At 36.1% G+C, this 16588-nt stretch carries 13 protein-coding genes; 4 read left to right on the top strand and 9 right to left on the bottom strand.

All coding sequences use genetic code 11. From position 1 onward, the window contains the following. Window positions 1-141: 141 nt before the first annotated feature. Together ISU00_RS08420 and uvrC are read right to left on the bottom strand one after the other, a co-directional pair. Window positions 142-2385 carry a patatin-like phospholipase family protein gene (locus ISU00_RS08420; RefSeq protein ID WP_228853617.1) on the bottom strand — a complete coding sequence of 748 codons (2244 nt, stop codon included), beginning with the start codon at window positions 2383-2385 and terminating at the stop codon, window positions 142-144. Continuing rightward, window positions 2382-4175 carry an excinuclease ABC subunit UvrC gene (gene uvrC, locus ISU00_RS08415; protein ID WP_228853616.1) on the bottom strand — a complete coding sequence of 598 codons (1794 nt, stop codon included), beginning with the start codon at window positions 4173-4175 and terminating at the stop codon, window positions 2382-2384. The genes ISU00_RS08420 and uvrC overlap by 4 nt, the downstream gene beginning before the upstream one ends. A gap of 116 nt (window positions 4176-4291) precedes the next feature. Here uvrC and ISU00_RS08410 point away from each other — a divergent pair, with 116 nt between their 5' ends. From ISU00_RS08410 to ISU00_RS08395, 4 genes are read left to right on the top strand one after another with little or no spacing between them, the layout of a single operon-like run. Beyond that, window positions 4292-4717, top strand: a complete 426-nt coding sequence (locus tag ISU00_RS08410; protein ID WP_228853615.1) for an ATP-dependent zinc protease family protein — start codon at window positions 4292-4294, stop codon at window positions 4715-4717. Next, window positions 4714-5595, top strand: coding sequence for a 30S ribosomal protein S6--L-glutamate ligase (rimK, locus tag ISU00_RS08405; RefSeq protein WP_228853614.1), 882 nt, complete (start codon window positions 4714-4716; stop codon window positions 5593-5595). The genes ISU00_RS08410 and rimK overlap by 4 nt, the downstream gene beginning before the upstream one ends. Beyond that, window positions 5592-6569, top strand: coding sequence for a succinylglutamate desuccinylase/aspartoacylase family protein (locus ISU00_RS08400; RefSeq protein WP_228853613.1), 978 nt, complete (start codon window positions 5592-5594; stop codon window positions 6567-6569). The genes rimK and ISU00_RS08400 overlap by 4 nt, the downstream gene beginning before the upstream one ends. Beyond that, window positions 6566-7129, top strand: a complete 564-nt coding sequence (locus ISU00_RS08395) for a 5-formyltetrahydrofolate cyclo-ligase (protein WP_228853612.1) — start codon at window positions 6566-6568, stop codon at window positions 7127-7129. Before ISU00_RS08400 ends, ISU00_RS08395 begins: the two co-directional genes overlap by 4 nt. Here the strand turns inward: ISU00_RS08395 and ISU00_RS08390 are convergent. From ISU00_RS08390 to ISU00_RS08360, 7 genes are all read right to left on the bottom strand, one after another. After that, the gene (locus ISU00_RS08390) at window positions 7126-7746 is read right to left on the bottom strand and encodes a lipoprotein signal peptidase (RefSeq protein WP_228853611.1); all 621 of its coding nucleotides are present in this window, start codon (window positions 7744-7746) and stop codon (window positions 7126-7128) included. The two genes, ISU00_RS08395 and ISU00_RS08390, sit on opposite strands and share 4 nt — an antisense overlap. 75 nt (window positions 7747-7821) lie before the next feature. Beyond that, window positions 7822-8205 (bottom strand): TraR/DksA family transcriptional regulator, encoded by a 384-nt coding sequence (locus ISU00_RS08385; protein WP_228853610.1) that lies wholly within the window; start codon window positions 8203-8205, stop codon window positions 7822-7824. A gap of 4 nt (window positions 8206-8209) precedes the next feature. Beyond that, complete coding sequence (gene ileS, locus ISU00_RS08380) at window positions 8210-11614, bottom strand: isoleucine--tRNA ligase (RefSeq protein WP_228853609.1); 3405 nt, start codon at window positions 11612-11614, stop codon at window positions 8210-8212. A gap of 70 nt (window positions 11615-11684) precedes the next feature. Further along, window positions 11685-13040 (bottom strand): DNA repair protein RadA, encoded by a 1356-nt coding sequence (radA, locus tag ISU00_RS08375; RefSeq protein WP_228853608.1) that lies wholly within the window; start codon window positions 13038-13040, stop codon window positions 11685-11687. Between the two features lie 106 nt (window positions 13041-13146). Further along, window positions 13147-14331, bottom strand: coding sequence for an alpha/beta hydrolase-fold protein (locus tag ISU00_RS08370; protein WP_228853607.1), 1185 nt, complete (start codon window positions 14329-14331; stop codon window positions 13147-13149). Window positions 14332-14410: 79 nt separating this feature from the next. After that, window positions 14411-15556: an alpha/beta hydrolase gene (locus tag ISU00_RS08365; protein WP_228853606.1), complete on the bottom strand. Its 1146-nt coding sequence runs from the start codon at window positions 15554-15556 to the stop codon at window positions 14411-14413. A 66-nt stretch (window positions 15557-15622) separates the two neighbouring features. Then, complete coding sequence (locus tag ISU00_RS08360) at window positions 15623-16588, bottom strand: lysylphosphatidylglycerol synthase transmembrane domain-containing protein (RefSeq protein WP_228853605.1); 966 nt, start codon at window positions 16586-16588, stop codon at window positions 15623-15625.

The raw sequence follows: 16588 nt of genomic DNA, 5'->3' as shown, positions 1-16588 counted from the left end.
CTTAAAGATACAAAAAGGAAGACTTATTCAGGATTTCTCTTGATAAGAAAATGAAGAAATGACAGAAGATCTGAATAAAACAAAATCATACTTCACAAATATCGCAATTTTTTTCAAGAATAAAATTCTCATCTATTCCGTCTAAAACCAAAATCCCACATTAAACAACCAAAAACCGCTACTGTTTTCTGGAGACCAACTATATTTTGCCTCCACAGGACCCAAAAATGTCTCTAAACTATAACCGACTGCATAACCACTGTAATCTGGCCAACTGAACCATTCACCAGTTTCGAAAATAGAATTTTCGATGTTTGCATAATTGGCGGATAATAAGATATGGTGTTTGTCAAAAATTTCATAGTCCATATTAAATAGCGATTTCACGAAACTATCACCTATTAAGGATATCGGCTCATAACCGTAAAAAGGAATAAAATTGTTTATGTAATTGTTACCATAGCCCCCTAAGGCAAAATATAAGGTAGGTGTAGTATCATCCCCTATCCTAAAACCACCCTGTGTTCTCAAATTAAACGATAGCCGATCAGACACGCTAAAAGCATAACCAATATCAGATTTTAAAGTAGAGAACTGTGAAAAATCTGGGTTAAAATGTGAAGCAAATAAAGTTAAATGGAAATCCCCTAAAAAATAAAACCCTTTGGTTGGAAAATATTTGTCATCGAAAGTATCGAATTTTAAATTGCCAAATGCACTTATGTAATCTGTATCCTCCAAATAAAAATCATCTTCCTCTGATCCGGATCTAGATTTTAAGGTTTCTGTTTTTATTATTAGACGTTTATGCTCACCGCCAATTGTAAATGCAAAATCATTTCCCAATAAAGTTTGGAGGTACAGCTGATTTGTAAAATCATTTAAGTCTACATTCAGCTTTCTTACATTCGACAAATCAATACCATCATACTCTGGGAAAAGCTCCGGGCCTATACTTTTATTAAATTGATTGAATCTTGAATTTAAGCCTATACTCCAATAAAATCCCTTATCAATTAAATAATCCATATTAAATCGGACATTATCACCCAAAATAACATCTAGGCTAAAAACATCATTATTGAAAAGAACACGGTTTTTGGTGTAGTTTATAAGGGCAGCACTTTTGTATAAATCGTCATAATGGATCCCCAATTTTAGAAAAGCAGTTGTTTTTGCTTCTTTCACAGAAATGTGAAGATCATATGTGTTTTCTAAATCAACTTTATTGAGTTTGTAATAAACATTATCAAAATTATTAGTCGCAACCAAGTTGTTCATTCCATCAGCAAAATCTTCATATTTAAAACTACCTCCTGTTTTCAGCTTTAACTTTCCAAGAATGTAAGACCGGCTGTAATTGTAATTTCCAAATATCCTGATATTGTCTAGTCGCAAGGAATCTATGGGCCGAATAACAATTTGTGTTTTGGGGTAATTAAAAGAATACTTAGGTAGTTTGTTCAATTCAGTAATCGCATTTTTTGCCGCAACCTCACCGCTTTTTATTATTTTTTCCCCTTGACTGAAAGACACAACAGAAAACTCCTTTATATCTGGCTTAATATAGATATCCGTTTTCAAGGATTTATTCTTCATTGCTTCGATAGTCCTAAAATTATTTATTTGAACTAGAACATCTGGCGCTGAACCCATTTCCTCCATATCTGCTAACCCATCCTGCACATCAACACCTATAATGAGATCCATTCCTTTAGCTCTTAATTCATCGATAGGGTAATTATTGACTACACCGCCATCGATTAGAAACCTTCCATTAATTTCTACAGGTTGAAATAGGGTCGGAAATGCTCCACTCGCTCTCGTCGCCATAGCCAAATTGCCATGATCCAACATTACCTCCTCACCTGTTTCAACATCTGTCGCCATACAGAAAAAAGGTATTGGTAAATTCTCAAAATAGTCAACATCGTTTACATGCAATAGTAATTTGGTCAATAGGCTGTAAACATTCTGTCCTCTCGATAAGGCCGAAGGCAGGCTTAAACGAAATCTTGAAAAAGGTAGAGTAACAGCATATTTTTCGATATGCTCACGTTCATAAAAGGTTTGTGAGGCTCTTGGCAAATCATCATTAACTATTGAAGTGATGTTTAAGCTTTGGAAAATAGAATCTAATTGCTTTCCACTATAACCTGAAGCATAAAGAGAGCCTATAATTGCACCCATGCTAGTCCCGGCTATATAATCAATCTTTATATCGAGACTGTCTATAACTTTTAAGACCCCAATATGTGCAAAACCCTTCGCTCCACCCCCACTTAAAACTAATCCAATTTTTTTACTATCGGTAGAATTACTTTCTTGAGACCAACCATTGGCCGTCATTAGTACAATTAATATTAAAACATAAATTTTCTTCATTTGCCTTTAAAATAGGCTAATATTTTTTCCGCTCTAGAAACCCCAATTTCTGATGAAATCTCTTCCAAAGACGCATTGGATAATCGTTTAACAGATTTAAATTTTTTCATGAGTTGTACGATCGTTTTTTCTCCTACACCTGGGATGTTCTCCAATTCATTCTGTATTGCACTCTTACTCCTCTTGTTTCTGTGATGTTTTATCCCAAAACGGTGCGCCTCATTTCGAAGTTGCTGAATTACTTTGAGAGTCTCACTTTTCTTATCTAAATATAACGGAATTGGATCGTCTGGGTAAAACAATTCTTCTAATCTTTTTGCTATGCCAACAATGGCTATTTTTTTTCGTAGGCCAAGTCGATCTAAACTCTTCAGGGCGGATGAAAGCTGCCCTTTACCTCCATCTATTATTATCAGCTCGGGTAAGGACTCATCTTCTTCCATCAACCGTCTGTAGCGCCTAAAAACCACTTCTTCCATTGAGGCAAAATCATTTGGACCATCAACAGTTTTTATATTGAAATGCCGATATTCCTTTTTGCTTGGTTTACCATCTTTAAACACTACGCAAGCGGCAACAGGATTAGAACCTTGAATATTACTGTTGTCAAAACATTCAATATGTCTAGGTTCTTTATTTAAACGCAAATCCACCTTCATTTGTGCCATCAATCGATCTGTATGGCGGTCTGGATCGGTGATCTTAACTTGTTTCAATTGTTCCAAGCGATGAAACTTGGCATTTCGAAGCGACAAATCTAAAATTTTCCTTTTATCCCCCAGTTTGGGAACTGTAACTTTCACAGCCTCCCCTAAATCTATTTCTAAAGGGACATATACCTCTTTAGACTGGGAATGGAAACGTTGTCTAATCTCCGTAGCTGCGAGTTCCAATAGTTCCTCATCAGTTTCATCGAGTTTCTTTTTAACTTCTAAGGTATGTGACCTAATAATAGAACCATAGGAAAGCTGCAGAAAATTAATGTAGGCATAACTCTCATCACTTACTATTGAAAAGACATCCACATTACTTATAGTCGGATTTACAACCGTTGATTTTGCCTGATAGTTACTTAAAATGTCAATTTTTTCTTTTATACGTTGCGCATCTTCAAATTGCATTTGCTCAGCATAATCTTTCATCTGCTCCTTAAAAGCATTAAGACTATCCTTAAAGTTACCCTTTAGAATTTCTTTGATGGCATTTATATTCCCATGGTAAGACGCCTCAGACTCCAAACCTTCACAAGGTCCCTTACAATTACCAAGATGATATTCTAGACAGACTTTATATTTTCCGGCTTCAATCTTTTCTTCGGAAAGATTGTAATTACAAGTTCGAATATGATAAAGCCCTTTTATTAGCCCCAATAAGGTGCGCACGGTTTTCATACTTGTATATGGACCGAAATAATCTGAACCATCCCTAATAACATTCCTTGTTGAAAAAACCCGTGGAAAACGCTCATTCTTCACGCATATCCAAGGATAAGATTTATCATCCTTAAGCATCACATTATAACGTGGCTGATGCTTTTTAATAAGGTTGTTTTCAAGAAGAAGTGCGTCAGTTTCTGAATTAACTACGATATGACGTATTTCGCTAATCTTTTTAACCAATACACGTGTACGCCCAGAATCGTGTTGCTTGGTAAAATATGAACTTACTCTCTTCTTTAAATTCTTTGCTTTACCAACGTAGAGGATTTTACCATTTTTATCATAGTATTGATAAACCCCCGGCTGATTTGGGAGTGTTTTCAATTGAAGTTCAAGAGAGGGGTTGCTCATAAAAAATATACTGTTTTCCAAAGTTATAGCAAGTTGCAATACCTGCCAAAATATCCTCAATAATGGTAAATTTAAGGAAGTATAATTGTGTACTTTTGCACCACTTTAAAAACGGAATGAACAAGCAAATTATTGGCAGAACTGATATAGCTGATTTTCCTGAGTTAAACCTCTTCGATATCGACATTAAGATCGACACAGGAGCTTATACCTCGGCAATTCACTGTTCAGAAATTGCTGAAATAGACGGAAAATTATACTGTACCTTTCATAGTGAGGACCACCCAAATTTCAGCGGGAAGCAGGTTGTATTTAGTTCCTTTAAGAGAACAGATGTTAAAAGCAGTAATGGTTTTAGGGAGAATCGCTTCAAAATAAAATCTCAAATTCTTTTGTTTGGAAAAACGTATAAGATTAACTTAACTTTAAGCACGAGAGAGGATATGAAATTTCCCGTATTAATTGGCAGACAATTTCTCTCCAAAAAATTTATGGTGGATGTTGATCAAGAAAATTTATCATACGCACAACGCTCTAAATGAACATTGTAATATTATCCCGTAATTCTAATCTATATTCAACCCAAAGACTCGTTGAAGAAGGAAGAAGTAGAAACCACCATGTAGAGGTTATAGACCCTCTTAAATGCGATATTATAATTGAAAAAGAAAGGCCAACAATTTTCTATAAAGACAGATTGTTAGATTATGTAGATGCTATTATTCCTAGGATTGGAGCATCTATTACCTTCTATGGCTGCGCAGTGGTTCGGCAATTTGAAATGATGGGCGTTTTCACCATATGTACTTCAGACTCTATAACCAGATCTCGTGATAAATTACGAAGTTTACAACGCTTAAGTAAAGCAGGAATTGGTATGCCAAAAACGGTTTTTACGAACTATTCAAGAGATGTTGACGAAGTAATAGAAAGAGTTGGAGGCACCCCCGTTATTATAAAACTACTTGAGGGCACCCAAGGACTTGGTGTTGTTTTGGCCGAAAACCAAAATGCAGCTGAATCAGTTTTAGAGGCTTTTAATGGATTACAAGCGAGAGTTATTGTCCAGGAATTCATTAAAGAAGCTAAAGGGGCGGACATAAGAGCTTTGATTGTTGATGGACAGGTAGTTGGTGCAATGAAGCGCCAAGGAAAAGATGGAGAATTCCGTTCTAATTTGCATAGAGGAGGCACAGCAGAGATCATGAAGTTAAACCATGATGAATTACAATTGGCAATGAAGGCATCTAGAGTATTAAAACTACCTGTGTGTGGTGTCGACATGTTACAATCGGCCCGAGGCCCATTATTGCTTGAAGTAAATTCGACTCCCGGCTTGGAAGGTATTGAGGGAGCAACTGGTCGTAACATTGCTCGAAGTATAATTACCTATATAGAAAGAAACGCCATCTCCAAATGACATACGAACCCAAGGAAAATATAACAGTTCTTGGGGAAATAATTGGCCCAGGAGAGAGCGCCGAACTAAGTTTTGATGTTGCCAAACTCCACACCACATCAACAGTTGATGTACCTGTAATTATAGAAAGATCCACCAACCCAGGACCAGTTGTATTATTTACAGCAGGCATACATGGAGATGAAGTAAATGGAGTAGAAATTATACGACAGATAATTGCAAAAGGTATAAACAAACCTAAATGTGGGACGATCATTTGCATGCCCGTGATAAACGTTTTTGGATTTATAAACCTCAAACGCGAATTCCCTGACGGGCGCGATTTAAACCGTGTATTTCCAGGTTTAAGGTTGGGCTCACTAGCAAGTAGAGTTGCCTACACCTTGATGACTGAAGTGGTTCCGGATGTAGATTTTATTATGGATTTTCACACCGGTGGAGCGGGTAGATTCAATTCTCCCCAAATTAGAATTGCCAAACATAATCCTGAGCTAAATGAATATGCAAAAATATTTGGAGCTCCTTTCGTGTTATACTCTAAAAACTTAAAACGTTCCTTTCGGCATGCCTGTTACAAATTGAAAAAGCCCTTATTGCTATTCGAGGGGGGCAAATCTTTTCATATAGACAACAATATTACCAAAACTGGCATTAATGGTGCAAAACGGATATTGAAACATTTTGATATGCTCAATAACAAGTTCAAAGCACGAACAGTTGAGAAGCCACCGGTATTTATAGTAGGAAGTCGTTGGCAACGCGCAAACTTTTCAGGCATGTTTCAAGCAACGGTTAAAATAAATACTCAAGTGACCAAAAATCAGATTCTTGGACATATTACAGATCCATATGGTAAATTTGATCATATAGTTAAGTCAGAGATTTCAGGGTATATCATTAATGTGAACGAAGCGCCTATAGTTTATCAAGGTGACGCCCTATTTCATATAACTTCGAAACTTGCCAAGGTGTGACCAAGTCAGAAATCCGCAAAGTCTACAAAAGTAAACGGGAAGAGCTTAAAAATGATGAAGTTGATGATCTGAGCTTAAAAATTGCCAATCAACTTTTGAATCTCAAAATTTGGGATTATGCCAGCTATCATATTTTCTTGAGCATTCAAGAAAAAAAGGAGATTCAAACGGATTATATTCTCAACATACTTTCAGGGAAGGATAAAAATATTGTTGTACCCAAAACCAATTTTAATGAAAACGGCCTTTCCCATTTCCTACTAACCGACAACACAACCATTAAAATAAATAATTGGGGAATTCCCGAGCCTCTTGAGGGCATAGAAATAACACCCAAGCAAATTGATGTGGTATTTGTACCATTGTTAGCATTTGACCTTCAGGGCCACAGGGTAGGATATGGTAAGGGTTTTTATGATCGGTTTTTAACCGAATGTAAACCAGAATTGATTACCATTGGGCTCTCTCTTTTTCCTCCGATAAAAAAAATAGAAGGTATCCATTCTGGAGACATCCCATTAAAATTTGTGGTTTCACCAAACGAAATTTATAAATTTTAAGATTCCCGAAAAGCGGCCTTATTAAAAAAGATAAGCATTCCAATACCAGTACTTATTGCCATGTCTGCGATATTAAAAACTGGATTGAAAAAGGTGAACATTTCTCCACCGACAAAAGGCATCCAATACGGAAAGGCACCTTTCCAAATAGGAAAATACAGCATATCTACAACCTTCCCGTGGAATAAGGATGAATATCCACCCCCTTCAGGCAAAAATGTTGCAATTTGTCCATGACTGTCATTGAAGATTATTCCATAAAAAACAGAATCTATGATGTTGCCCAAAGCTCCAGCTAGAATTAGGGAAATTGCAATTATCAACAAACTAGTCTTACCATTCTTTATAGAATTACCCAACCAGATTCCAATTCCAAAAACAGCAATTATCCTGAAAAGTGTTAGAAATAATTTAGCCGATTGATCTGTAATAATTGGGATTAAATCACTGATTTTTGTTCCCCAAGCCATGCCATCATTCTCAACGAATAAAATCTTGAACCAATCAAAAACAACGAAGCCATCGTTTAAAGCGAAATGTGTTTTTACATACACCTTGCTTACCTGGTCAATTACTAAAATAAGGACTATTAAAAGGGATGATTTTGTGAGGGACATGCAATTAATTATTAATTAAAAAAGAAAAACCGTCATGCTAAAGGCAAGACGGTTTCCCTATGTGTAACAAAGTAATTATTTCTGCATGTTTTTAGCTTCAATACTAAGAGTGGCATGAGGAACCAATTTTAATCTTTCTTTACTGATTAATTTTCCGGTAACTCTGCAAATGCCATAAGTTTTGTTCTCAATACGAATGATGGCATTTTTTAAATCGCGAATAAATTTTTCTTGACGAATCGCCAATTGTGAATTCGCTTCTTTACTCATTGTTTCACTTCCTTCCTCAAATGCCTTAAAAGTGGGCGATGTATCATCAGTACCGTTATTAAGGTCATTCATGTAAGCGCTCTTAATTAATTCAAGATCGTGTTCGGCTTTTTTAATTTTTTCCTGAATAAGTTCCTTGAACTCCGCTAAATCCTTGTCTGAATATCGAATGTTTGTATCTACTCCCATGATCTTAAAATTTTTGAATCAATAATTTGGTATTTACATCGTCAAAAGCAATTTCTATACCATCATTTAATCGGTCTAAAATATCTATTTTTTCTGTTAAAGTTTCTGTTTTTATATAATTTAAATTATTGTCTATCGCTAGAATTAATTCTTTATCCTTTTCCAATTGAACAACAATCCTATCTGTTAACTCATAACCAGAGTCTTTCCTTAAATTTTGAATCCTGTTTACAAGTTCCCTAGCAATTCCTTCTTGCTTTAACTCATCATCAATTGTGATATCCAAAGCTACAGTCAATCCATCTTCACTGGCAACCAACCAACCTTCAATATCCTGAGAACTAATTTCAACATCAGATCGTTCCAAGTTAATGTTTTTTCCATTCACATCAACAGTAAAACTGCCTGTTTCCTCGATTTTTTTAATGTCTTCAGGTGTCATTTTTGCTACTTCAGCAGCAATAGCTTTCATGTCTTTACCAAATTTTGGTCCTAACACTTTAAAGTTAGGCTTAATTTGTTTAACAATGATATCTGATGCATCTTCTAATACCTCTAGTTCCTTTACATTAACCTCGGATTTAATTAAATCTGAAACAGCTAATATTTCACTTTTCTGCTGCTCACTATTAACAGGAACCATTACCTTTTTTAATGGCTGCCTCACCTTTATCTTCTCTTTTGCCCTTAAGGACAATACCAAAGAGGCTATGGTTTGGGCGTTTTCCATTTTTCTTTCCAAAGAACTATCCACCAATGCCTCATTATAATTTGGAAATTCGGCTAAGTGTACACTTTCAAACGGTTCTTTTTGAGTGCTATTGTTCAAATCCTTGTAAAGTCGATCCATATAGAAGGGTGCAATAGGGGCTCCCAACTTGGCAATGGTCACTAAACAGGTATATAATGTTTGATATGCCGAGATTTTATCTTCTTGGTAATCACCTTTCCAATAACGTCTTCGGCTTAAACGCACAAACCAATTACTTAGGTAATCTTGTGTAAAATCTGAAATCGCCCTTGCAGCCCTTGTAGGTTCATAATCAGAATAATAATTATCAACTTTTTGAATCAGGGTATTCAATTCTGAAAGAATCCAACGGTCTATTTCAGGCCTTTTTGCTATATCAATATCAGCTTCTTTGTACCTAAAGTTATCTAAATTGGCATATAGCGTAAAAAATGCATAGGTATTGTAAAGAGTTCCAAAAAACTTTCGCTTCACCTCTTCAACACCATCCAAATCGAATTTTAAGTTGTCCCATGGGTTTGCATTGCTAATCATGTACCAACGAGTAGCATCCGCACCATAGGTTTCCAACGTATCAAATGGATCTATAGCATTTCCTAAACGTTTGGACATTTTCTGACCATTTTTATCTAGAACTAAACCATTTGAAACGACATTTTTATACGCCACAGAATCAAAAACCATGGTGGCAATAGCATGGAGGGTGTAGAACCAACCTCTTGTTTGGTCAACACCTTCTGCAATAAAATCTGCTGGATAGGCTTCATGACCATCGATTTTCTTTTTATTTTCAAATGGATAATGCCATTGAGCATAAGGCATGCTGCCTGAATCGAACCATACATCTATAAGATCACTTTCACGTGTCATCGGTTGACCAGATTCTGAAACCAAAACAATTTGGTCCACAATATTTTTGTGTAGATCAATCGTGGCATAGTTTTCTTCAGACATATCACCAATTTTAAAGTCAGCGAAAATATCTTTAGGCATAACTCCAGCGTCAACAGCTTTAGCCATTTCATTTTTAAGTTCCTCCACAGAACCAATACATTTGGCTTCTTTGCCGTCTGCTGATCTCCATATTGGCAAAGGAATACCCCAATAACGTGAACGAGATAAATTCCAATCATTAGCATTAGCGAGCCAATTGCCAAAACGTCCTTCACCAGTTGCCTTAGGCTTCCAATTGATAGTAGAGTTCAATTCATGCATCCTATCTCGAACATCGGTAACTTTAATAAACCAAGAATCTAATGGGTAGTAAAGTATAGGTTTATCAGTTCTCCAACAATTCGGATAAGTGTGCTTATATTTTTCAACCTTAAAGGCTTTATTCTCTATTTTAAGTTTAATGGCAAGTTCAACATCAATAGATTTTTCTGGAGCTTCGCCATCATCATAATATTCATTCTTAACATACTTGCCGGCAAACTCTTGCATTTCTGGACGAAACTTACCTTGAAGATCCACGAGGGGCACAAGATTGTCATTTTCATCTTTTACCAACATAGGAGGAACTTCCGGAACCGCTTGTTTTGCAACCAAGGCATCATCAGCACCAAAGGTTGGTGCGGTATGAACAATACCTGTTCCATCTTCCGTCGTAACGAAATCTCCACTGATAACCCTAAAAGCATTTTCCGGATTATCGTTGGGCAATGCGTATGGTAATAATTGTTCATAGGTAATACCAACTAGGTCTTTACCAACAAAGGATTTAATCACCAAATAAGGTATTTTCTTTTCTCCCTCCGAAAAAGCTTCTAAGTCTGATTCATTTTTAACCTCAACAAATTTTCCGCTGAATTGATAACCCACAAGAGGTTTGGCCAAAATAACACTTATAGGCTCAAAAGTGTATTGGTTAAATGTTTTTACTAAAACATATTCAATCTTAGGCCCAACCGTTAAGGCAGTATTAGACGGCAATGTCCACGGAGTGGTCGTCCATGCCAAAAAATGAATATCTCCATATTCCTTAAGGAAATCTGGTAAACTTTCAGAATTTGCTTTAAACTGGGCGACAACAGTGGTGTCAGTCACATCTTGGTAAGTACCTGGTTGATTCAATTCATGGGAACTTAAACCAGTTCCAGCTTTTGGGGAATACGGTTGAATGGTATAGCCTTTGTATAATAAATTCTTATCGTATATCTGTTTGAGCAACCACCAAACGCTCTCCATATATTTAGGTTCATAAGTGATATATGGATCGTCCATATCCACCCAATAACCCATCTTTTCAGTAAGATCATTCCAAACATCCGTATAACGCATTACCGCTTTCTTACAAGCAGCATTATAGTCTTCTATCGTTATGCTTTTCCCAATATCTTCTTTGGTAATGCCCAATTCTTTTTCAACTCCTAACTCAATAGGAAGCCCATGAGTATCCCAGCCAGCTTTACGCTTAACTTGGTACCCCTTCATGGTTTTATACCTAGGGAAAATATCCTTTATGGTTCTTGCCAAGACATGGTGTACACCAGGAAGTCCATTTGCAGAAGGAGGACCTTCAAAAAAGACGTAAGGATGTTTGCCTTCCCTGGTTGAAACACTCTTTTCAAAAAGGTTGTTTACCTTCCAGTATTTCAGTACTTCTTTGGCAACTTCAGATAGGTCAAGTCCTTTATATTCAGGAAATTTCACGCTCATGATCACTCATTTCTAATAAGTCTGCGAAATTAAGGATTTTTAGCCATATAATTTTTATGGTTTTCGCATTTTAAATCAAGTGGTTAACTAGGTCCTCGATCCTTCCTAGTTTAATTATTTGAATACCTTCTTTTGGGGAGTGAAATTTACTGTATTTAGAAATGAAAATTTTTGAAAACCCTAGTTTCTCCGCCTCAAGAATTCGCTGTTCAACCCTTTGGACAGGTCTAATTTCACCAGAAAGACCAACTTCTGCAGCAAAACAAACATCTCTCGGCAGTGGTTGATCCTCATTTGAAGATAAAATAGCAGCAATTACTGCAAGGTCAATTGCAGGGTCGTCTACAGTGATCCCTCCTGTTACATTAAGAAAAACATCCTTAGTACCCAAACGAAAACCTGCGCGTTTTTCTAAAACGGCCAGCAACATATTTAAGCGCTTTGCATTAAATCCGGTGGCCGATCTCTGAGGCGTGCCATATACGGCAGTGCTCACCAGGGCCTGAATTTCAATCATTAAAGGCCGCATACCTTCTAAGGTTGCCGCCACGGCACTTCCGCTTAAATCTTCTTCTTTCCTCGATAATAAAATATCGCTAGGGTCACTTACTTCTCTTAAACCAGAACCTTGCATTTCATAAATCCCTAATTCACTAGTAGATCCGAATCGGTTTTTTTGTGCCCTTAAAATCCTAAACACATGGTTGCGATCCCCTTCAAACTGCAAGACTGTATCAACCATATGTTCCAATATTTTCGGTCCGGCAATATTGCCATCTTTAGTTATATGGCCAATAAGTATTACAGGAGTTGATGTTTCCTTAGCATACCGAATTAAATCTGATGCACATTCTTTTATTTGAGAAATGCTTCCCGCAGAGGAATCTATATAGTCGCTATGAAGTGTCTGTATTGAATCAACTATGAGAATATCTGGCTCTAATTCTTCAATTTGTCTAAATATATTTTGAGTATTTGTTTCGGTAAGAATAAAACAGTTATTGTTTTTATTACTAATCCGTTCAGCTCGCATTTTAATCTGCTTTTGGCTTTCCTCACCTGAAACATAAAGGGTTTTAATCGGAAACTTTAGAGCTAATTGCAGCATTAAGGTACTTTTACCAATACCGGGCTCTCCACCAATCAGAATAACTGAACCGGGCACAATACCTCCTCCGAGCACTCTGTTATATTCGTTATCGGAAGTTGGAAAACGGGCCTCCAATCTACCATCAATTTCGTCAATTTTTAAAGGTTTAGAAACCTTTGTGTTGGAAACATCAGATTTCCAATCAGACTTTTGAGGTTTTTGGATAACCTCTTCCACTATGGTATTCCATTGACGGCAAGAAGTACATTGACCCTGCCATTTAGAAAATTGGGCTCCGCAATTTTGGCAAAAAAATGTTGTTTTGGTTTTAGCCATTCAATAAAAAAGTTTGGCTAAAAATAAGCATAAGCCCGAAAAATATCGGGCTTATGGAAACAGTATTTATGAAAGTTTAGTGGGTTGGAATTTTAAATTTCTAATATTAATTGTCGTTTTCATCATCGATTTCATCAATCTCATCATCTTGACCGACAACTTCCATTTTTTCAACCAAAGACATAATGTATTCCTTGTTAATTAAAGGGGTAGACTCTAACTCGAGAGCTGATTCGTATAATTTTCTTGCCTTTTTAGGCTTTCCTGATTTTTCGTAATACTGTGCCAAATAATAGGTACCAAGCATTGAATCCGGAAATTCTTTCCTGGCCAATTTTCCAAGTTGCTCAAGAGATTCCAAATCGTTTCGATCTTCTGCAGCACTTACCATTTTTTGAAATTCATCTTCTGAAATTTCTTTAACCACCCCAAATAAATTCTTAATCTTTTGGTAACGGCCAACTAAATATTGGTCTAAAGTTCCCTTGTAAGGTTTCACCTTATCTACTAACTCCTTTTCCGAAATAGGTTTATACAAATCAAATATTTGATCGAAAGCTCTTGAGATAGCTCCTGTAACCAGGGTGTAGTGCGATTCATTTTTAAAATCATCGAAATAATAATTAAAATTATCATTATCTATCGCAACTAACTCATCATTGGTTTCAAGAATGGTCTTTCTTATGGCTGGTATATCCTTATCGCTTGTTGCCATATAATAAAAGATGTCTTTTTTGATATATGATAAACGTTCGGCAACATTTCGGCCCATGGCACCATTTAAATCAGGGCTTAAATTCACATAAGCGGAAAATATGGGATCATCTTTCAATATAAAACTGTTGATGAAATTCCCCATTATGTTATGACCCACAGCCATTTTAAATGGCCCGATTGAATATTTTTCACCTAAATAAGGTAATAATTCTTGCCCAATGAATTCATAAAATCTAGAGCCGGACTCAAATGGCAATCCAGAAACCTCATCAAAATAACTATCATAGAATCGTTCATTTCCTTGAACAATACCAACTATAATAACAGGAGGCATTTCATCGAAATACTTTTGAAATTTAATCTGTCCGGCAACGGGTTCAAACAAATATTCCGCATCGAATACAACGACCAAGGGATACTGTACACCTGAATCTGGATCGTAGTTTTCTGGAAGTTGAATTTTTAAACTTCGAACGGAATTCATTTTTCGAGACTTGAAACTCTCGACAACTGTTTGCGCATTCAATGTTAACGCAAAAAGAAAAACAAGCAGAATTGAGGCAACTCGTTTCATCGGTTAAGTAGGTTAATTTGGAAGAGCTAAATAAACCTTTTTTTCGATAAATTGCTAATTTTTTCGATGAAATGCACTATTAGTTTCCTTCAGAGCCCTGGATATCGTAAATTTTATCCAACAAAATATCCTTATTTATAAACTGGGAAGGTTCCAATAATAATCCTGATTGGTAGTATTGAAGGGCTTTTTTCATATTTCCCTCTTCTTCAAAATATAGTCCTTGGTAATAAGCACTAATCATAGAATCGGGATATTCCTTACGTGCTAATTTTGAAAGTTCTTTAATTGTTTCTAAATCATCTTTCTTTTTGGCGGCAGCCGCTACAGCTCTCAAATCATTTTCAATAACCTTCTTCTCGAAACCATAAAGCCCTTTAATAGCCTCATACTTTTTCAACAGATATTCCATTGCGCTACCAGAATACGTTAACATTTCCTCCTTATACTCTTTAGCACTTATAGGTTTATAGAGATAGAAAATGGAGTTTAAGGCTTTGGGAATACCTTGCCCCACGAGTGAATAATGGTTAGTATCTTCAAAGTTGTCGAACTTATAATGCAATTTTTCATTAGAAACAGTAGCAAATAACTTATTTGCCTTTTCAATGGATTCTTTTAATCTTGATATATCTTCTTCCGCCGTAGCTAAATAATAAAATGTTTCATGTTGTAAAGTTGAGAATCGCTCAGCCAATTTCGGCTCTATTCCAGGAGCAAAATCTGGACTAAGCATAATATAGGCGTCAAAAACTGGAAATTCTTTAAAAAGATAATAATTCAAAAAATTAGCTCCCATGTCATGACCGACCGCTATTCTAAAATCTGAAGCGCGGTACTTTTCTTCCAAATACGGAATAAGCTCCATGCCGATAAATTCAAAAAACAAAGCACCTTCATGAGCAGGAAAATCGGTTTCCTCACTATAATAAAAATCCAAATCCCTGGTTTCAGATTGCTGAATACCAACCACTATACAGTCTGGCATATCATTCCAATAAGACTGATAATCCACATTACCCGTAACCGGTTCAAAGAGATAGTCTCCATCTAGAACAACCACTAAGGGATAAACTTCTTTGCTGTCTGGTTTATAATTTCTAGGTAGTTGAATTTTCAACCCTCGCTTTTCCATCATTTTAGAGGAATCGAAGGTCTCATTGATAACTTGCGAGTAGGTTAGGGAGGAAACTAAGACCACCAAAAAAAAGTAAATCTTTTTCATGTTCTCTTTGGGTTTGATTTGTTGGATAAAATTACATTAAAATTTCCACTCGTGTATGATTGATAATCAACCTATTGCCAATTTATTTTTATTATATAGCGGCAAAAGTAGAAACGATAAACTTCCTAAAATTATTATAAGTATAGTTTGGCTTGTCCACATAACCCATCCAAAGGCATAACTAGGATCTTCCGGAAGATTAAATAGGGAAAATGCGGCCATTACGGCCAGGGGATAAACAAAAATACCTCCATTTGTAGCGGCAATTGTAAAACTTGCTGAAATAAATGCAACCAAAATTGCACCAATTGGCAACCACTCCAATTCAGGAATTGCAAAAGTCGTTACATAAAACATTGAAAGATACATTCCCCAAATAAAGAGGGTATGAAAAATAAATTGCCACTTCCGTCTTAATTTGAGAATGCTGGTAATTCCCTCAACCAAACCTTTAACAAAGGTTCTAACTTTAATAATAAAAGATGATTGGGATTTCCTCAATATAAAATACAAAATCATAGCAAGGACAAAGCCAACGACCCCAAAAACAATTAACTTTCCTCCGCCGATTGCATTTATTAATAAATTATAAATGAATTGAAATTGCATCAGCAAGGTTATTCCAATAATGGCAAACATTACAACAACATCGGCCACACGCTCAGCGATAATAGTGCCGAATCCTTTTTCAAACGGTATATTTTCATAATTGGTTGCTACCGTAGCCCTAAGTATTTCACCAGATCTCGGAATTCCATAATTTGCCAAATAGGCTATGAATACAGCCATTATACTATTTGGAAGTTTAATCTTATATCCCAATGGTTCTAGGAGATACTGCCATCTATATGCCCGTGATAGGTGACTGAGAAGCCCTAAAAAAGTTCCAACACCTATCCATAAATAATTGGCGGACTTAAAATAAGGCACCATCTCATCTACAGGCAATTTTTTAAATGTGAAAATACCAAAGGCAATGGCTAGTATTACAGGAACCACAATTTTAAGAGTGCCCTTGGTTTTATTTTTCAA

The sequence above is a fragment of the Aegicerativicinus sediminis genome, assembly GCF_015476115.1.
In the GTDB taxonomy this organism is placed as follows: Bacteria; Bacteroidota; Bacteroidia; order Flavobacteriales; family Flavobacteriaceae; genus Aegicerativicinus; species Aegicerativicinus sediminis.
Note: the sequence above shows the minus strand (reverse complement) of the source record. Positions and strands in the feature narration are given on the sequence as shown.